The organism is Massilia sp. Bi118, from assembly GCF_918697865.1.
Classification (GTDB): Bacteria; Pseudomonadota; Gammaproteobacteria; order Burkholderiales; family Burkholderiaceae_D; genus Telluria.
The window spans coordinates 360,988-379,450 of record NZ_CAKKMV010000002.1 but is presented as its reverse complement, the minus strand read 5'-3'; the positions used below and the strand labels follow the sequence as shown (position 1 = coordinate 379,450).

Annotated in this window: 11 protein-coding genes and 1 pseudogene; 2 read left to right on the top strand and 10 right to left on the bottom strand. The window is 67.4% G+C overall.

Going from position 1 to position 18,463, the window contains the following annotated elements; translation table 11 throughout:
* Positions 1–77 precede the first annotated feature (77 nt).
* Positions 78–1,823 (top strand): allantoate amidohydrolase, encoded by a 1,746-nt coding sequence (locus LQV39_RS04340; protein WP_230020514.1) that lies wholly within the window; start codon positions 78–80, stop codon positions 1,821–1,823.
* A 198-nt stretch (positions 1,824–2,021) separates the two neighbouring features.
* The gene (locus LQV39_RS04335; protein ID WP_230020513.1) at positions 2,022–3,227 is read left to right on the top strand and encodes an ammonium transporter; all 1,206 of its coding nucleotides are present in this window, start codon (positions 2,022–2,024) and stop codon (positions 3,225–3,227) included.
* Positions 3,228–3,239: 12 nt separating this feature from the next.
* Here LQV39_RS04335 and LQV39_RS04330 read toward each other — a convergent pair whose 3' ends face one another.
* The 10 genes and pseudogenes from LQV39_RS04330 to LQV39_RS04280 all read right to left on the bottom strand — a co-directional run bounded on the left by LQV39_RS04330 (position 3,240) and on the right by LQV39_RS04280 (position 18,435).
* Entirely contained in the window at positions 3,240–4,553 is a 1,314-nt protein-coding gene (locus tag LQV39_RS04330; protein ID WP_230020512.1) for an NRAMP family divalent metal transporter, read from the bottom strand.
* A gap of 75 nt (positions 4,554–4,628) precedes the next feature.
* Positions 4,629–6,202, bottom strand: a pseudogene (locus LQV39_RS26475) (protease pro-enzyme activation domain-containing protein).
* Between the two features lie 47 nt (positions 6,203–6,249).
* Entirely contained in the window at positions 6,250–8,208 is a 1,959-nt protein-coding gene (locus LQV39_RS04315; protein ID WP_230020509.1) for an MHYT domain-containing protein, read from the bottom strand.
* Positions 8,209–8,356: 148 nt separating this feature from the next.
* A complete protein-coding gene (locus LQV39_RS04310) occupies positions 8,357–9,598 on the bottom strand; it encodes a Zn-dependent hydrolase (protein WP_230020508.1) in 1,242 nt (413 codons plus the stop codon).
* 117 nt (positions 9,599–9,715) lie between these two features.
* Positions 9,716–11,137, bottom strand: coding sequence for a dihydropyrimidinase (hydA, locus tag LQV39_RS04305; protein WP_230020507.1), 1,422 nt, complete (start codon positions 11,135–11,137; stop codon positions 9,716–9,718).
* A 44-nt stretch (positions 11,138–11,181) separates the two neighbouring features.
* Entirely contained in the window at positions 11,182–12,669 is a 1,488-nt protein-coding gene (locus LQV39_RS04300; protein ID WP_230020506.1) for an NCS1 family nucleobase:cation symporter-1, read from the bottom strand.
* A 105-nt stretch (positions 12,670–12,774) separates the two neighbouring features.
* Positions 12,775–14,049 carry an NAD-dependent dihydropyrimidine dehydrogenase subunit PreA gene (gene preA, locus LQV39_RS04295; protein WP_230020505.1) on the bottom strand — a complete coding sequence of 425 codons (1,275 nt, stop codon included), beginning with the start codon at positions 14,047–14,049 and terminating at the stop codon, positions 12,775–12,777.
* Complete coding sequence (locus LQV39_RS04290; RefSeq protein ID WP_230020504.1) at positions 14,037–15,410, bottom strand: NAD(P)-dependent oxidoreductase; 1,374 nt, start codon at positions 15,408–15,410, stop codon at positions 14,037–14,039. Before LQV39_RS04290 ends, preA begins: the two co-directional genes overlap by 13 nt.
* 199 nt (positions 15,411–15,609) lie before the next feature.
* Positions 15,610–17,106: a CoA-acylating methylmalonate-semialdehyde dehydrogenase gene (locus LQV39_RS04285; protein ID WP_230020503.1), complete on the bottom strand. Its 1,497-nt coding sequence runs from the start codon at positions 17,104–17,106 to the stop codon at positions 15,610–15,612.
* Positions 17,107–17,118: 12 nt separating this feature from the next.
* Positions 17,119–18,435 (bottom strand): aspartate aminotransferase family protein, encoded by a 1,317-nt coding sequence (locus tag LQV39_RS04280; protein WP_230020502.1) that lies wholly within the window; start codon positions 18,433–18,435, stop codon positions 17,119–17,121.
* Positions 18,436–18,463: the final 28 nt, after the last annotated feature.

Genomic DNA, 18,463 nt, shown 5'->3' with positions numbered 1-18,463 from the left:
CACGCGGACGCGCCAACATATATCCATGATCAGGCTTGGCATATGACCGCGACACTTGCAGGATTTATCATCCCATCATGATGACACTCGACCACCTGAACAGCTGCGACCCCGCCACCTTCGCCGACACCCTGCGCGGCATCTACGAGCACTCGCCCTGGATCCCTGGGCGCGCCGCGGCCCAACGCCCCTTCGCCAGCCTGGCCGCCCTCAAGCTGGCGCTGCAGGAAGCCGTCACGCAAGCCACCGAAGACGAGCAGCTGTCCCTGCTGCGCGCCCACCCCGAGCTGGCCGGCAAGGCGGCGATCGCGGGCGAGCTGACGGCGGAATCGACCGGCGAGCAGGCCGCCTCCGGCCTGGACCGCTGCAGCCCCGGGGAGTTCGCGAGCCTGCACCGCCTGAACGCCGCCTACAACGGCAAATTCGGCTTCCCCTTCATCCTCGCGGTGAAAGGCCCGACCGGCAAAGGTCTGACGCGCCAGGCCATCATCGCCACCTTCGAGCGCCGCCTCAAGCACCGCCGCCAGGACGAGCTGCAGGAAGCGCTGCGCCAGGTGCACCGCATCGCCGAGATCCGCCTGAACACGCTGCTGGGTGTCGAACTGGCCTACGGCCCGGCCATCATGCAATGGGCCGAAGAGATCGGCGCCATCTCCGACGACGAGCAGTGCCTGACCTGCGCCTACATGACGCCCGGCCACCGCCAGACCGCGGAAAAGCTGGCGGACTGGATGCGACAGGCCGGCATGGGCGTCCACATCGACGCCGCCGGCAACGTGGTGGGCCGCTACACCGCCATCGATCCGGCCGCGAAAACGCTGATCACCGGCTCGCACTACGACACCGTGCGCAACGGCGGCAAGTACGACGGCCGCCTCGGCATCCTGCTGCCCATCGCGATCGTGCGTGAACTGCACCAGCGCGGCGAACGCCTGCCCTATCACCTCGAAGTCATCGGCTTCGCAGAAGAGGAAGGCGTGCGCTTCCGCTCCACCTTCCTCGGCAGCCATGCGATTACCGGGCATTTCGACCTGTCCCTGCTCGAGCGCCAGGATCTTGAAGGCGTCACCATGCGCGAAGCCCTGCAGCAGGCCGGCCACGACCCGCAGCAGATCCCGGCCATCGCGCGCAACCCCGCCAGCCTGCTCGGCTACGTCGAAGTCCACATCGAACAGGGACCGGTGCTGCTGGAGAAGGGCCTGCCGCTGGGCGTGGTCACGGCCATTGCCGGCAGCTCGCGCTACCTGGTCGAGCTGGAAGGTCTGGCCAGCCACGCCGGCACCACGCCGATGACGATGCGGCGCGATGCCGCCGCGGCGGCCGCCGAGATCGTGCTGCTGGTCGAGCGGCGCTGCTCGGGGCAAGCCTCGCTGGTCGGCACCGTCGGCCAGTTGCAGGTGCCGGACGGTTCGGTCAACGTGGTGCCGGGCCGCTGCCGCCTGTCGCTCGACATCCGCTCGGCTTTTGACGCCGAGCGCATCGCCGCCGTCAGGGATGTCATGGACGGTATCGCGGCCGTCTGCGCACGGCGCGGCATCGAATTCACGGTCGAGCAGCTGGTCGAGGCCCAGGCCGCGCCCTGCGCGCCGCGCCTGATGGACCAGCTGGGCGATGCGGTGCAGCGCGCCGGCCTGCCGCGCTTCGACCTGCTGTCGGGCGCCGGCCACGATGCGATGGCGATGGCGGCCATTACCGAGGTTGCGATGCTGTTCACGCGCTGCGGCAACGGCGGCATCAGCCATAATCCGCTGGAGACCATGACGGCCGACGATGCCGACATCGCGGCCCAGGTATTACTCGACTTTTTACGCCGCTACCGCTGATCGGCGCTGCATCGACCTCCAATAAGCCCATTTTGGCGCACGCGCGCACCGCGGCGGTGCGCGCGCACCCGGGCGGGGCAGCTCGCCCCGCCTGCGCAGCGGCAGTGCATCCTGGCGTCCCCCTTTCACCAAATTGGAACGCTTATTGCTATCAAGAAGTGCTCTAGCAAGCGAACTGCACTTTTTTGGAAATCATGCATGGATGCCTATAAAACCGGGGCCGACGCGCTCTTCATCCTGCTCGGCGGGATCATGATCCTGGCGATGCACGCCGGCTTCGCCTTCCTCGAACTGGGCACGGTACGCCGCAAGAACCAGGTGAACGCGCTGGTGAAGATCCTGATCGACTTCGCCGTCTCGACCATCGCCTACTTCTTCATCGGCTATGGCATCGCCTATGGCGTGCACTTCTTCGGCAGCACGGAGACGCTGACGGCGAAGAACGGCTACGAACTCGTGAAGTTCTTCTTCCTGCTGACCTTCGCAGCGGCGATCCCGGCCATCATCTCCGGCGGCATCGCCGAGCGCGCCAAATTCCATCCGCAGATGGCCGCCACCTTCATCCTGGTCGGCTTCATTTATCCTTTCTTCGAGGGGATCGCCTGGAACAACCGCTTCGGCTTCCAGCACTGGCTGCAGGCCCGCTTCGGCGCGCCCTTCCACGACTTCGCCGGTTCGGTGGTGGTGCATGCGGTGGGCGGCTGGGCCGCGCTGCCCGCGGTGCTGCTGCTGGGCGCGCGGCGCGGGCGCTACGCGAAGGACGGCCGCATCGCCGCCCACCCGCCCTCGAACATCCCCTTCCTGGCGCTGGGCGCCTGGATCCTGACCGTGGGCTGGTTCGGCTTCAATGTGATGAGCGCGCAGACCCTGGACAAGATGAACGGCCTGGTCGCCGTGAACTCGCTGATGGCGCTGACCGGCGGCACCCTGACCGCGTTCGTCATGGGCCGCAACGACCCCGGCTTCGTCTACAACGGCCCGCTGGCGGGCCTGGTGGCGGTGTGCGCGGGCTCGGACCTGATGCATCCGCTCGGCGCGCTGGTGACCGGCGCGGTAGCCGGCGCGATCTTCGTGTCGCTGTTCACGCTGGCGCAGAACCGCTGGCGCATCGACGACGTGCTGGGCGTGTGGCCGCTGCATGGCCTGTGCGGGGCCTGGGGCGGCATCGCGGCCGGCATCTTCGGCAGCCATGCGCTGGGCGGCCTGGGCGGCGTGTCGCTGGTGTCGCAGCTGTTCGGCACCCTGCTCGGCATCCTCATTTCGGGACTGGGCAGCTGGATCGTGTACGGCGTGCTGAAGAAGATGGTGGGCCTGCGCCTCGACCCCGAGCAGGAATTCGACGGCGCCGACCTGTCCATCCACCGCATCAGCGCCACGCCGGAGCGCGAGACCACCTTCCTGTAGCCGGCCGCAGCCTCAGTACAGGAACTCGGCGCCGAACATGGCCAGCACCGCGAGCGCCATCACGCCGGTGCACAGCCAGCCGAGCGCGCGCAGGAGGCCCCTGATTTTCAGGGCGCCCATGATCCGGGTGCTGGAGGCCACCGCCATCATGATCACCATGACCGGCACCGCGATCACGCCGTTCAGCACCGCGCTCCAGTACAGCGCCTTGATCGGATCGATGGGGACGAAGTTGATGCCGACGCCGGCCAGGGTAGCGACGATGATGATGGCGTAGAACTTGCGCGCCGCCGAGAATGTGCTATCCAGGCTGCTCTTCCAGTGGAAGGTGCCGGCCATCGCATAGGCCGCCGAGCCGGCCAGCACCGGAATCGCCAGCAGCCCGGTGCCGACGATGCCGGCCGCGAACAGCACGAAGGCCAGTTCGCCGGCCACCGGCTTCAGCGCCGACGCCGCCTGGGCCGAGGACTGCAGGTCCACCGCGCCGTGCGCATGCAGGGTCGTCGCCGTGGTCAGCATGATGAAAAAAGCGACCAGGTTCGAGACCGCCATGCCGACCAGGGTGTCGAAACGGATGCGCCGGAACTGGGACTTGACCTGTTCCGGCGCGCGCCGCAGCGGCTGGGCGTCGGCGTCGGCGCGCAGCTCCTCGACTTCCTGGGCGGCCTGCCAGAAGAACAGGTAGGGACTGATGGTGGTGCCGAACACGGCGACGATCGTGGTCAGGTATTCCTTGTGCCACGCCGGCTGCGGCCATACCGTCGAACGCAGCACCCCGGCCCAGGGCACGCGCACCACGAACACGGTGGCGACGTAGGCCAGCAGCACCAGGGTCAGCCACTTCAGCAGGTTGACGTAGCGCTGGTAAGGGACGAACACCTGCAGCAGCACCGACAGCAGGCCGAAACCGACCGCATAGTAGTGGGGCTTGCCGGGCGCGACGAGCACCATGGCGTCGCCCATGGCCGCGATGTCGGCCGCGATATTGATGACGTTCGCGATCAGCAGCAGGCCGACGATCAGCCAGACCAGCTGGCACGGCGCGAAGCGCTGCAGGTTGGTGGCCAGCCCGCGTCCCGTGACCCGGCCGATGTGCGCGCTGATCACCTGGATCGCCACCATCAGCGGATACGTGAGCAGCAGGGTCCACAGCAGGTTGAAGCCGAAGCGGGCGCCGGCCTGGGAATAGGTCGCGATGCCGCTCGGGTCGTCGTCGGCGGCGCCGGTGATCAGTCCCGGCCCCAGCCTCGACAGCCATGCGGAGACTTCCGGCGATGGCTTGTCGCCGGAGGCGTCAACGGCAGGTTCGGCATCTCGGGAGTTCATGCGTGCACTATGCCGGACGGCGCCGGGGCCGTCCGTACGTACGCGCACGCAACACCGCTATTGCGCGTCCGCGCTCTAGCCGCCCAGCGCCTGAAGGAGCTTGCTGTCGACCGGCGAACCCCAGCCGGTGCAGGCGTCCCAGCCCGGTGCCGCCGCATAGGCGCCGTTGTTCCCGGCGCCGATGTCGTGGAAGGCACCCTGGCCCGCCACCGGCCCGTAGAGCAGCGGATTGAGCCAGCCGACCGGCGTTTCCAGGCGCTGGTTGAAGCGCGCCACCAGGCCGGCCCACAGCGGCGAGACCGCGCTGGTGCCGCCCACCACGAAGTTCAGGAAGTCCACGCGCACGCGGTAGCCGGTGGATGGCGAGGCATTCCCGGCGACGTCGGGCAGGCCGCGGCCGATGCGCCCGCCCTGGTTCGCGGAGCGCGGCACGTTCGCACCATCCTGCCAGGCCGGCAGCGCGAACACGTCGCTGACGCCACCGCCGGTGGCGCTGGTCTGCTCATCGTCGTTCCACACTGTCTCGCTGGCGATGCTACCGCTGCTGGCGACCAGGCGGGTGCCGCCGCAGGCCAGCACGTAAGGGCTGGAGGCCGGGAAGTCGGCGTGCGCCAGGCCGTCCGGCGTGCCGTTTTGCGGATTCTGGTCGCTGGAGCCGGCGTCGCCGGAAGCGCAGCACACCGTCACGCCCAGGGCGGCGGCGGCCTGGAAGGCCTGGTCCATGGCCTGCAGGCCCTGCTCCGTCCAGTCCTTCTCGGGAGCGCCCCAGCTGATCGAAATCACCGAGGGTTTATTGACGCTGTCGTGCACTGCCGCGCCGATGGCATCGACGAAACCCTGCTCGCTGTTCGGCGCAAAGTAGACGGCGATCGACGCGCCCGGCGCCACCGCGCCGGCGATCTCGATGTCGAGCATCACCTCGGCATCCGCGCTCCACGGCAGCGAGGGGCTGTTGCGGCCGCCGTCCACCGACACCGCCGTTACCTTCGGCGTCGGCAGGCTCAGGCTGCGGAAGTAGGCGTTCAGGTCCGAGCTCCGGTAGCCGCCGCCCAGCTCGATGATGGCGATGCACTGGCCGCTGCCGTCCAGCCCTGCGGGAAGTCGTAGAGCGTGGCGATGTCGGGCGGGGTGAAAGCCGCCGTCGCGGCGCGCTCCTCGGCGGCCTGCATCGCCGGCGTCGAAAAGCGGTAGTAGGGCCGGGCGATGGGCGTGTCCTCGATCCCGAACACGCCTTCGACGATATCGCCCAGTTCCGGCGGCAGGTGGATGGGCGCGGTGCGGCGGCGCGAGATGCCGGCCGCATGCTCGACCCGCTCGATGCCGGTCTGGAAGGCCGCGCCCACCTGCGCCGCGGTGCCGGACAGGACGATGCTGCGCGCGGCCGGCCGGCGCTCGATCACGGCCATGCCGGCCTTGCGGGCAAAGGCTTCGACGGCGTCCATGTCCTCGCCGCTGGCGCCGTGACTGGCCGCGTATTGTTCGCGCGTCAGGTAGCGGCGGCGCGCAAGCTCGGCCTGCACCGCATGCAGCGGCAGGTCCGCGCGCGGGCGCAGCATCACGGTGATCTGGAATCGTTCGTCGGCCGGCACCGGGCCGATCGACTGCGCATCGGCCACGGGAGCCGGCATGCTGCCTGGAAGTTTGACCATATAGACCTCGCTCAAAATAACCAGTGTGCGCGCCACTTACAGCGAGGTTATTGATCGACGCTAAGTCCTACCACCTGTGCGATATGGGCCACCAGCGAACCCGGTTCGACCGGCTTGGCGAGATAGTCGTTGAAGCCGGCCTGCATCGCCCGGTTGCGGTCGTCCTGGCGTGTGAAGGCGGTCAGGGCGATCGCCGGGATGGCGCCGCCGGCGCCGGCCGAACGGCGGCGGATGCGGCGGATCAGCTCGAAGCCGTCGACGTCGGGCATGCCAATGTCGCTGACGATCACGTCGGGCCGCTCGATCTCCAGCAAGGCCAGGGCCTTGCCGGCGCTGGACGCGGCCATGATGGTGGCGCCGCTGTGCTGGAGGATCTGCTGCAGCACGTCGAGGGTGTCGGTGGCGTCGTCCACCAGCAGCACCTTGACCCCGGCCAGGTCGCCCTGCACCTGCGCGCGCGGCGCGGCGGCGGGCTGCGGCGGGGGCGCTACCTCGGCTTCGGCCAGCGGCAGGCGCACGGTAAAGGTGGTGCCGGCATGCGTGCCCGGGCTGGAGACGGCGATGGTCCCGCCGTGCAGCTCGATCAGCTGGCGCGCGATCGACAGGCCCAGTCCCAGGCCGCCGTGCTTGCGGGTGATGGAGGCATCCTGCTGGCGGAAGCGGTCGAACACATAGGGCAGAAAATCGGGCTCGATGCCGATGCCGGAATCGGCCACGCGGATCACCACGTCCTGGCCGTCGCGGCCCAGCATCACCTGCACCATGCCGCCGTTGGGCGTGAACTTGACCGCGTTCGACAACAGGTTCCACATCACCTGCTGCAGCCGGTTCGGGTCGCCCAGCACGGTGCCTAGGCCACGGGCGACGTCCACGCGCAAGTCGATGCGCTTGGCCACCGCCGCCGGGTGCACGGTGCCGAGGGCCGCCTCGACCACCTTGTCCGGCTCGATCAGCTGCACGTCCAGGCGCAGGTTGCCGGAAATGATGCGGCTCATGTCGAGCAGGTCGTCGATCAGCTGGCCCTGGGCGCGCGCGTTGCGCTCGATGGTTTCCAGGCCCCGCTTGACGGTCTCGTCATCCTTCCCGCCGCGCTGGAGCATGCTGGCCCAGCCCAGGATGGCGTTGAGCGGGGTGCGCAGCTCGTGCGAGAGGGTGGCCAGGAATTCGTCCTTCAGGGCGCTCAGGCGCTCGGCCTCGTCGCGCGCGGCGCGCTCGCGCATGAGCAGGTCCTCGCGCTCGGCGGCCGTGGCCTGCGAGATCTCGAGTACGCGCGCATTGGCTTCCAGGCGTGCATCGAACAAGGAGGCCAGCATGGCGAAGCCCAGCACGCCGAAGGTCGCGATCACCACCAGGGTCGCCAGGCCGTCATGATTGACGCCGCCGCGCGCGGCCATGCAGATGCTGTCGAGCGGGAAGCTGGCGGCGGCCATGCCGGTGTAATGCATGCCGACGATGGCGGCGCCCATCACCACCGCCGCGCCCACGCGCGGCAGCCAGACGTGCGGCACGTTATGGCGCAGGCGGAAGGCGATCCACAGCGCCAGGCCGGAGGCGGCGATGGCGATCGCCACCGACAGCGCGAACAGCCATGGGTCGTAGACGATGCCCGGCTCCATGCGCATGGCGGCCATGCCTGTGTAGTGCATGGCATTGATGCCGATCCCCATCAGGACCGCGCTGACGGCCAGGCGCGTCGGCCCCAGCTCGGCACGGCTGACCTGCCACAGGGCCAGGCAGGATGCGGCGATCGGGAGCAGCAGCGAGGCCAGGGTCAGCGTCAGGTCGAAGGCGATCGGGATCGGCAGGCGGAAGGCCAGCATGCCGACGAAGTGCATGGCCCAGATGCCCGAGCCCATGGCGATGGCGCCGCCGAAGACCCAGGCGACGACGGCGCGCCCACGCGATTCGCTCACGCGGCCGGCCAGGCTGAGCGCGGCATAGGACGCCGCGATCGCGACCAGGATGGAAATCAGGACCAGCGGTGTTTCGTAATGTCCAGTCAGCATCGTCAAACACCCGTCGGGGACTGAGAATCGGAGTAGCAACTTTGAACAGTATGCTACGACTTCCTCAGCTTCGGAGAGAAAGAAACATCCGAAGCGAAATTGTTACTACTTTGCAACAATTCCGCCCTCTGCGCCGCACGATTGTGTGCTAGCCCGTCGCGCGCCCTGCCCGTTCCAGCATCGCGTGAAGCAGCACGTTGCAGCCGGCTTCCAGGTGGTCCGGGCGGGCGTCTTCGATCTCGTTGTGGCTGATGCCGTCCTTGCAGGGCACGAAGATCATCCCGGCCGGCGCCAGGCGCGCTACGTAGATGGCGTCGTGGCCGGCGCCCGAGACCACGTCCATGGTCGAGTACCCGAGGGTTGCGGCGGCCTTGCGCACCGCGCCCACGCAATCCGGGTGGAAGGGACAAGGCGGATAGTAGGAGACGCGCTCCAGCTGGATCTTCAGCCCGGTCTCGCTGACCGTGCGCTGGATGAAGGCTGTCATCTCCTCGTGCATGGTATTCAGGAGTTCGTCGTTCACGTTGCGCAGGTCGATGCTGAACTTGACCCGGCCCGGAATCACGTTGCGGCTGTTGGGGAAGACCTGCACCATGCCGACCGTACCGCGGCCATAGGGCGGGTAGCGGTTGGCGATCGCCACCGTCTCCTGCATGATGGTGGTGGCCACCTGCAGCGCGTCGCGGCGCAGGTGCATCGGGGTCGGACCGGCATGCGCCTCCATGCCCTCGACCGTGCAGTCGTACCAGGACAGGCCCATCACGGCCGGCACCACGCCGATCACCTTGTCCTCGTCTTCCAGCACCGGGCCCTGCTCGATGTGGGTCTCGAAATAGGCGCCGATCGGATGCTCGCCCGGGGTCTGCTCGCCCTGGTAGCCGATTCTCGCGAGTTCTTCGCCGACGCTCTTGCCGTCGACGTCGCGCGCGGCATACGCGGTCTCCAGGCTGAAGGCGCCGCAGAACACGCCCGAGCCCATCATCACCGGCACGAAGCGCGAGCCTTCCTCGTTGGTCCAGAAAGCGACTTCGATCGGGGCTTCGGTTTTGATGTTCAGGTCGTTCAGGGTGCGCACCACCTCGAGACCGGCCAGCACGCCGTAGTTGCCGTCGAACTTGCCGCCGGTCGGCTGGGTGTCGATGTGGCTGCCGGTGACGATGGGCGGCAGCGATGGGTTCCTGCCCTCTCGGCGCATGAAGACGTTGCCGATCTTGTCCACCGTGATGCTCAGGCCTGCTTCCTGCGCCCACTGCACGACCAGGTCGCGGCCCTGGCGGTCGAGGTCCGTGAGGGCGAGGCGTTTCACGCCGCCCTTGTCGGTGGCGCCGATTTGGGCGAGGTCCATCAGGGAGGTCCAGAGGCGGGAGCCGTTGATGCGGAGTTCGGTCATGGTGCTTCCTTTATTGTTAGCAGCAAAACCGTCATTCCCGCGCAGGCGGGAATCCAAGTTGGACGAGCAGACGCAAGGCATGCAGCACTTGGATTCCCGCCTTCGCGGGAATGACGTTCAGAGTGCGGTGGCGCTATTCGCGGTCGCTTTGGCACTAGTCGCAGTAAACGCCGGCCGCTCCACATACCGCCCAGCCCCCTCCTCCGCCCGCAAATCCCCATCCGCATACGCCACGCGCCCGGCAGCCACCGTATGCGTCGGCACCCCACGCACCGTCCTGCCCTCGAACACATTGAACCCGCCCTTCGAATGCTGGGTCGCGGCGGACAAGGTCCGCGTCGCTTCCGGATCCCACACCACGATGTCGGCATCGGCGCCCGCCTGGATGATGCCCTTGCGCGGATAGATGTTGAAGATCTGGGCCGCGTTGGTCGAGGTCACCTTCACGAACTCGGAGGGCGTCAGGCGGCCGGTGTTGACGCCGGCGTCCCAGACCACGGCCATGCGCTCCTCGACGCCGCCGCAGCCGTTCGGGATGCGCGTGAAATCGTCGGCGCCGGCCGCCTTCTGCTCGGCGCAGAAGGTGCAGTGGTCGGTGGCGGTGGTGTGCAGGTTCCCGCCCTGCAGGCCCTGCCACAGCGCGGTCTGGTGGTGGCTGGAGCGGAACGGGGGACTCATCACGAAGGCGCGGGCATAAGCCGGGTCGGGGTTGGTATAGACGCTGTCGTCGATCACCAGGTGGCCGGCCAGGGCTTCGCCGTACACGCGCTGGCCGTGCGCGCGGGCGCGAGCGATGGCTTCCAGCGATTCGGCGCAGGACACGTGCACGATGTAGACCGGGGTGCCGAGCACGCCGGCAATCGCAATGGCGCGATTCGCGGCTTCGGCTTCCACCGCCGGTGGGCGCGACAGCGGATGCGCTTCCGGTCCGCGGATACCCTTGGCCAGCAGTTCGCGCTGCAGCTGGTAGACCAGTTCGCCGTTCTCGGCATGCACGGTCGGGATCGCGCCCAGCTCGAGGGCGCGGCGGAAGCTCTTCACGAGGGTCTCGTCGTCGGCCATGATCGCGTTTTTATAGGCCATGAAGTGCTTGAAGCTGTTCACGCCATGTTCCCTCACCAGGGTCCCCATGTCCGCGTGCACCGACTCGTCCCACCAGGTGACGGCCACGTGGAAGGTGTAGTCGGCGGCCGCCTTTTTCGCCCAGCCGCGCCAGGTGTGGAAGGCCTCCATCAGCGGCTGCTTCGGATCGGGGATCACGAAGTCCATGATGGTGGTGGTGCCGCCGGCCAGCGCGGCCGCGGTGCCGCTATAGAAATCGTCGGCGGTGACCGTGCCCATGAAGGGCAGCTGCATGTGGGTGTGGGTGTCGATCCCGCCGGGCATCACGTACTGCCCGCCGGCGTCGACCACCGTGCTGCCTGCCGGCGCTTCCAGGTTCTCGCCGACGGCGACGATCTTGTCGCCGCTGCACAGCACATCGGCACGGAACGCGCGGTCGGCGTTCACGACGGTACCACCGCGAATCAATACACTCATGAATAGCTCCTGGTGTCATGGTGGGCACCCCGTGCCCACGGTCGTCAATCGAGCGGGCGCGCGGCGGCCATCGCCGGCACCGCCCTGCCCTTCATCATCAGGCCGTACACCACCGCGGCGATCGCGATGCCGACGAACCATGCATAGGTATATAAGGTCTTGAATGCGGCGCCGACGTCCGGGAAGGATTCTGGAAAGGCTGCGTTCAGGAAGCCGGGAATGTTCGGCAGCACGCCGGCCACGAAGGCGACGATGGCGGCCATGTTCCAGCCGCTCCTGTATGAATAGATGCCGTCCTCGCGGTACAGCTGCTCGACCGCCAGTTCGGTCTTGCGGATGAAGTAGTAGTCGATGATCAGCACCCCGGCGATGGGCCCGAGCAGCGCCGAGTAGCCGATCAGCCAGGTGAAGATATAGCCCTGGGTCGATTCCAGGATCTTCCAGGGCATCATGGCCAGCGCGATCCCGGCCGTGAGGTAGCCGCCCGTGCGGTAGGAGATCTTGCGCGGCGCCAGCGCGGAGAAGTCGTAGGCCGGACCGACCAGGTTGGCGGCCAGGTTGACGCTGACGGTATCGACCAGCAGCACGATCAGCGCGATCAGCACGGCGGCGCCGGTCATGCGGCTGGCCAGGTCGACCGGGTCCCACAGCGCCTTGCCGTACAGGACCACGGTGGCCGAGGTGACGATCACGGCCAGCGCCGCCAGCAGGCCCATGGGCACCGGCAGGCCGATGGTCTGGCCCACCACCTGGTCGCGCTGGGTGCGGGCGAAGCGCGTGAAATCCGGGATGTTCAGCGCCAGCGTGGCCCAGAAGCCGACCATGGCCGTCAGCGAAGGCCAGAAGGTGGGCCAGAACTGCCCAGCCTTCTTGCCGCCTTCGACAAAGGCCGAGGGTTGATCGAGCAAGGGGCCGAAGCCGCCGGCCTTCTGGTAGACCCAGCCGAGCAGCACGAAGCAGATCGCGATCTTCAGCGGCGCCGTATAGGTCTCCAGCTTGCGGATCGCGTTCATGCCGTGGACGATGAAGTAGAACTGGATCGCCCAGAAGGCCAAAAAACACCCCAGCTGGGCGCCGTTGATGCCCAGGCCGGCGATCTTCGCTCCACCGATCTCGTGCCCGGCCATCACGCCCAGCAGCGTGTAGATCATACTGCCGCCGAACCAGGTCTGGATGCCGTACCAGCCGCAGGCGACGATGGCGCGCATCAGCGCCGGTAGCCGCGCCCCGCGCGTGCCGAAGGAAGCGCGCGCCAGCACCGCGTAGGGAATCCCGTACTTGGTGCCGGCATGCCCGATCAGCAGCATCGGCAGCAGCACGATGGCATTCGCCAGGAAGACCGTGATCACGGCCTGGTAGGCCGACATGCCGGCCTCGATCAGGCTGGCGGACAGCGTGTAGGCCGGAATGCACATCACCATCCCGACCCACAGGGCGGCGAAGTGATACCAGCGCCAGGTGCGCTGGGCGGCGTTGGTGGGGGCCAGGTCTTCGTTCCAGAGGTCGGTGTGTGCGGCTGGGTCCATGCTCATCGGGTCAGGTCTCCATCGTCAGGAACAGTTCCGTAGGGTGGGCACGCCGTGCCCACGCGGATGCCGGCGAAATGCACACGTCCGCGTGGGCGGGGGCCGCCCACCCTACGTTACCACCTCTGCGCGAGGATTTCGAGGATCCTGCGTCCAGTTCATGGCCGGCAGGCCGGTCGGCTGCGGCACCATCGTGATGCAGCTCTCGACCGGGCAGGTGATTTCGCACAGGTTGCAGCCCACGCAGTCGGCCGGCTTGACCTCGTAGCGGCGCGCGTTGCCGTCCACCAGCCGGGCGATCGCCTGGTGCGAGGTGTCCTCGCAGGCGACGTAGCACTTGCCGCACTGGATGCACTTCTCCTGGTCGATGCTGGCGATGACCTGGTAGTTCATGTCCAGGTATTTCCAGTCGGTGGTGTTGGGCACGGCCTTGCGCGAGAATGCGGCGATGTTCTCGTAGCCCTTGCGGTCCATCCAGCGCGACAGCCCATCCTTCATCTCTTCGACGATGCGGAAACCGTGCAGCATCGCCGCGGTGCAGACCTGCACCGAGCCGGCACCCAGCGCGATGAACTCGGCTGCGTCGGTCCAGCTGCCGATGCCGCCGATGCCGGAGATCGGCAGATTGCGGGTCATGGGATCGCGCGCGATCTCGGCCACCATGTTGAGCGCAATCGGCTTCACCGCCGAGCCGCAATAGCCGCCGTGGGTGCTGGCGCCGCCGACCACCGGATAGGCCACCATCCGGTCCAGGTCGAGGTGGGTGATGGAGTTGACGGTGTTGATCAGCGAGACCGCATCGGCCCCGCCGGCCAGTGCCGCCCGTGCCGGCGCGCGCACGTCGGTGATGTTGGGTGTCAGCTTCACGATCACCGGCAGCTTCGTATAGGTCTTGCACCAGCGCGTGACCAGCTCGATCAGGTCGGGCTGCTGGCCCACGGCCGCGCCCATGCCGCGCTCCGGCATGCCGTGCGGGCAGCCGAAGTTCAGCTCGATGCCGTCGGCGCCGGTGGCTTCGACCAGCGGCAGGATCTCGCGCCACGGCGCTTCTTCGCAGGGCAGCATCAGCGACACGATCATCGCCCGGTCCGGCCATGCCTTCTTGACCGCCGTGATCTCTTCCAGGTTCAGCGCCAGGCTGCGGTCCGTGATCAGCTCGATGTTGTTGAAGCCGATGACTTCCCGGTTCTTGCCGTGCAGGGCCGAGTAGCGCGAAGAGACATTGACGGCCGGCGGGTCCTCGCCCAGGGTCTTCCAGACCACGCCGCCCCAGCCGGCTTCGAAAGCCCGCACCACGTTGTAGGCTTTATCCGTCGGCGGCGCCGAGGCCAGCCAGAACGGGTTCGGCGACTTGATGCCGCAAAAATCGATGCTCAGGTCGGCCATGCTGCCTCCGCTTTGGACTGGATGTCGTGATGGATGGCCAGCGCGGCCAGCTTGCCGTGCTGGACCGCCTGCACCGTCAGGTCCTGCCCCGGCGCGACGCAGTCGCCGCCCGCGTAGACGCCCGGCAGCGCGGTGCGCAGGCAGGCGTCCACGACGATCTTGTCGGTGCGTTCGATTTCCCGGGCCAGCGGGTCGACCAGCGCCGCCAGTCCCATGCCCTGGCCGATGGCCTTGAACACGGCGTCGGCGGCGATCTCGATGATGCCGCCGGTCGCCACCAGGCGGCCGTCCTGCATGCGGGTCTCCTCGAAGCGCATGCCGCGCACCCGGCCGGCATCGTCGAGCAGCACTTCGAGCGGCGCGGCCCAGGTGCGCATGCGCACGAAGTGGGCCTTGGCGATGTCGATCTCGTGGCCGGTCGCGCTCATGGCTTCGAAGCCGCGGCGGTAGACCAGCGTGACTTCCTCGGCGCCCAGGCGTTTCAATTGCACCGCCATGTCGATCGCGGTATTGCCGGCGCCGATGACGATGGCGCGGCGCGGCACCGGCAGCGCGGACAGGTCGTCGGACTGGCGCAAGGTGGCGATGTAGTCGACCGCCGCCATCAGGCCGGGCGCGTTCTCCCCTAGCAGGCCCAGCTCGCGGCTGGCGGCCAGGCCGAGGCCGAGGAAGACGGCGTCGTAGCGCGCGTGCAGTTCGGCCAGCTGCAGATTGTGGCCGAGGGCGTAGCCGTGCCGGATCTCGATGCCGCCGATGGAGAGCAGGAATTCGACTTCCCGCTGGGCGAAGTCGCCGGGCAGCTTGTACTTGGCGATGCCGTATTCATTCAGGCCGCCGGATTTCTCGCGCGCCTCGAACACGACCACGTCATGGCCCAGCATCGCCAGCCGGTGCGCGCAGGACAGGCCGGCCGGGCCGGCGCCGACCACGGCGATGGTCTTGCCGGTGGAAGGCGCGCGCTTGAACGGATGGCCGTCGAACTGCGCGTTGTCGATGGCATGGCGCTGCAGCAGGCCGATCTTGACCGGCTGGCCTTCGGCGTCGTGGTTGCGCACGCAGGCGTCTTCGCACAGGATCTCGGTCGGGCACACGCGCGCGCAGCTGCCGCCGAAGATGTTGGCCTGCAGGATGGTGGTGGCGGCGCCGTCGACGTTATGGTCGTGGATGTTGCGGATGAAGCTGGCGACGTCGATCCCGGTCGGACAGGCGCGCGTGCAGGGCGCGTCATAGCAGTAGAGGCAGCGGGCGCTTTCGATGGCGGCCTGGCGGGCCGTGAGCGGCGGCGCCAGGTCGGTGAAGCGTTCGGACAATGCGTCGTGCGTGCTGCCTGCTTGTGGCAGGTAGTGGAGTGACTCGATCATTTGTGCATCCCTTTGCTTATGTTTTATGTCGTGGTGCGGGAAATGCTGTGGTGCTGGATACGGCTACTACGCCGTCGTTCCCGCGAAAGCGGGAACCCATGCTGAGGCTCCGAAAGCTGTACCAGATAATCCGTCGTCATCAGTATCGACATACTCAGCATGAATTCCCGCCTTCGCGGGAATGACGGGCTAACGGTGCTTATTTCATCTGCGGGAATGCAAACTCCACCCCCGAACTCGCCGTATTCGGCCACCGCTGCATCACCGCCTTGTGCCGCGTATAAAACCGGACCCCCTCCGGCCCATACGCATGGTGATCCCCGAACAAACTCTTTTTCCAGCCGCCGAAGCTGTTGAACGCCATCGGCACCGGCAGCGGCACGTTCACGCCCACCATGCCCACCTGCACCTGGCGCACGAATTCGCGGGCCACGCCGCCGTCGCGGGTGAATACCGCGACGCCGTTGCCGTATTCGTTCCTGTTGATCAGCTCCAGTGCGCTGCCGACGTCCGGCATGCGCACCACGCACAGCACCGGGCCGAAGATCTCTTCCTGGTAGATGCTCATCTCGGGCTGCACGTGGTCGAACAGTGTGCCGCCGACGAAAAAGCCTTCCTCGAAGCCGGCCACGCGGTGGCCGCGCCCGTCCACCACCAGGGTCGCGCCCTGCTCCACGCCTTCGCCGATCAGCTTTTCGATGCGCTGCTTGGCCGCCTGCGTGACCACCGGGCCCATCTCCGCGCCCTGGCTCATGCCCTCGCCGATCTTCAGCGCCTTCGTGCGTTCGGCCAGGCGCTCGACCAGCCTGTCGCCGGCGTCGCCGATCGCCACCGCCACCGAGATCGCCATGCAGCGCTCGCCCGCCGAGCCGTAGGCCGCGCCGATCAGGGCGTCGACCGCCATGTCCATGTCGGCATCCGGCATCACCACCATGTGGTTCTTGGCGCCGCCCAGCGCCTGCACCCGCTTGCCGGAGGCGCTGCCGCGGGCGTAGATGTATTCCGCGATCGGGGTCGAGCCGACGAAGCTGAGTGCCTGCACGTCCGGATGGTCGAGCAGCGCGTCGACCGCGGCTTTATCGCCCTGGACCACGTTGAACACGCCGTCCGGCAGCCCGGCTTCCTTGAGCAGGCGCGCATGCAGCAGCGATGCCGACGGGTCGCGCTCGGAAGGCTTCAGCACGAAGGTATTGCCGCAGGCGATGGCGACCGGGAACATCCACATCGGCACCATCACCGGGAAGTTGAAGGGCGTGATGCCTGCGACCACGCCGAGCGGCTGGCGCATCGACCAGGCGTCGATGCCGCGTGCGATCTGGTCGGTGAATTCGCCCTTCAGCAGCTGCGGGATGCCGACCGCGAACTCGACCACCTCGATGCCGCGCGCCACCTCGCCCTGCGCATCGGCGAAGGTCTTGCCGTGCTCGCGCGTGACCATGGCCGCGAATTCGTCGGTGTGCTGCTGGCACAGCTGCAGATATTTGAAGAGCACGCGCGCCCGCGCCAGCGGCGGGGTCGCGGCCCAGGCCGGGAAGGCCTTGTGGGCGGCGGCGACAGCGGCATTCACGTCCTCGGGCGAAGCCAGCGCCACGCGGGCGCAAGGCTGGCCCAGCGCCGGGTTATACACGTCGGCATGGCGTCCGGATGCGCCCTCGACCTCGCGGCCGCCTATGAAATGTTGGATCGTCTCGTTCATGATGTTCTTTATTCAGTCCAGGTTGCGGAGTACGTCGGCCAACTTGCCGAACAGCTCGTCGATGTGTTTTTTCTCGAGAATCAGCGGCGGCGACAACGCGATGATGTCGCCCGTGGTACGGATCAGGACACCGTCTGCGAAGGCTTTCTTGAATGCCGAGTAGGCGCGGGCGCCCGGCTTGCCGGCGATCGGCTCCAGCTCGATGCCGGCCACCAGGCCGATGGTGCGGATGTCGATCACGTGCGGCAGGCCGCGCAGCGCATGCACGGCGTCTTCCCAGTAGGGCTGGATCGCTTTCGCGTTTTCCAGCACGCCCTGCTCCTTGAACACCTCCAGCGTGGCGATCGAGGCCGCGCAGGCCAGCGGGTGGCCGGAATAGGTATAACCGTGGAACAGCTCGATACCCGGCGGCGCTTCCATGAAGGCGTCGTGGATGAATTTTTTCGAGAACACCGCGCCCATCGGCACCACGCCGTTGGTGAGCCCCTTCGCCGTGGTCATCATGTCCGGCTCGACGTCGAAATAGTCGACCGCGAACGGCGTGGTGAGCCTGCCGAAGCCGGTGATGACCTCATCGAAGATCAACAGGATCCCGTGCTTGGTGCAGATTTCGCGCAGGCGCTTCAGGTAGCCCTTGGGCGGCACCAGCACGCCGGTGGAACCCGATACCGGCTCGATGATCACAGCGGCGATGGTCGACGGGTCGTGCAGGGCGACGATGCGTTCCAGCTCGTCGGCCAGCTCAACGCCGAAATCCGGCTCGCCGCGCGAGAAGGCATTTTTCAGCAGGTTGTGCGTGTGCGGCAGGTGGTCGACCCCAGGCAGCAGCGGGCCAAAGCTCTTGCGATTGGGGCCGATGCCGCCCACCGACAGGCCGCCGAAGCCGACCCCATGGTAGCCGCGCTCGCGGCCGATCAGGCGGGTGCGGCCGCCCTCGCCGCGCGCCTTGTGGTAGGCCAGCGCCATCTTCAGGGCGGTGTCGACCGCCTCGGAACCGGAGTTGGTGTAGAACACGTGGCCGAACTTGTGGCCGGTGTATTCCATCAATTGTTCTGCTAAGTCGAACGCCGCCGGGTGGCCCATCTGGAAGGTCGGCGCAAAGTCGAGCTGGCCGACCATTTCGCTGACGGCGGCCACGATCCTCGGCTGCGCATGCCCGCAGGGCACGCACCACAGGCCGGCGGTACCGTCGAGGATGGCGTTGCCGTCCACGTCCTTGTAATACATGCCTTCCGCCGATACCAAGAGGCGCGGATTGGCCTTGAAGTCGCGGTTGTTCGTGAAGGGCATCCAGAACGACGACATCGATTGCGGCTTGGACTCATTCATATTTGTCTCTCTCCCTGGTGTCGGCCAA

What these genes read in the sequence shown, in the direction of transcription:
- LQV39_RS04335 (WP_230020513.1), top strand. Translation starts at nt 2,022, where the DNA reads ATGGATGCCTATAAAACCGGGGCCGACGCGCTCTTCATCCTGCTCGGC.
- LQV39_RS04285 (WP_230020503.1), bottom strand. Translation starts at nt 17,106, where the DNA reads ATGAACGAGACGATCCAACATTTCATAGGCGGCCGCGAGGTCGAGGGC.
- LQV39_RS04315 (WP_230020509.1), bottom strand. Translation starts at nt 8,208, where the DNA reads ATGCTGACTGGACATTACGAAACACCGCTGGTCCTGATTTCCATCCTG.
- LQV39_RS04330 (WP_230020512.1), bottom strand. Translation starts at nt 4,553, where the DNA reads ATGAACTCCCGAGATGCCGAACCTGCCGTTGACGCCTCCGGCGACAAG.
- LQV39_RS04280 (WP_230020502.1), bottom strand. Translation starts at nt 18,435, where the DNA reads ATGAATGAGTCCAAGCCGCAATCGATGTCGTCGTTCTGGATGCCCTTC.
- LQV39_RS04310 (WP_230020508.1), bottom strand. Translation starts at nt 9,598, where the DNA reads ATGACCGAACTCCGCATCAACGGCTCCCGCCTCTGGACCTCCCTGATG.
- LQV39_RS04340 (WP_230020514.1), top strand. Translation starts at nt 78, where the DNA reads ATGATGACACTCGACCACCTGAACAGCTGCGACCCCGCCACCTTCGCC.
- preA (WP_230020505.1), bottom strand. Translation starts at nt 14,049, where the DNA reads ATGGCCGACCTGAGCATCGATTTTTGCGGCATCAAGTCGCCGAACCCG.
- hydA (WP_230020507.1), bottom strand. Translation starts at nt 11,137, where the DNA reads ATGAGTGTATTGATTCGCGGTGGTACCGTCGTGAACGCCGACCGCGCG.
- LQV39_RS04290 (WP_230020504.1), bottom strand. Translation starts at nt 15,410, where the DNA reads ATGATCGAGTCACTCCACTACCTGCCACAAGCAGGCAGCACGCACGAC.
- LQV39_RS04300 (WP_230020506.1), bottom strand. Translation starts at nt 12,669, where the DNA reads ATGAGCATGGACCCAGCCGCACACACCGACCTCTGGAACGAAGACCTG.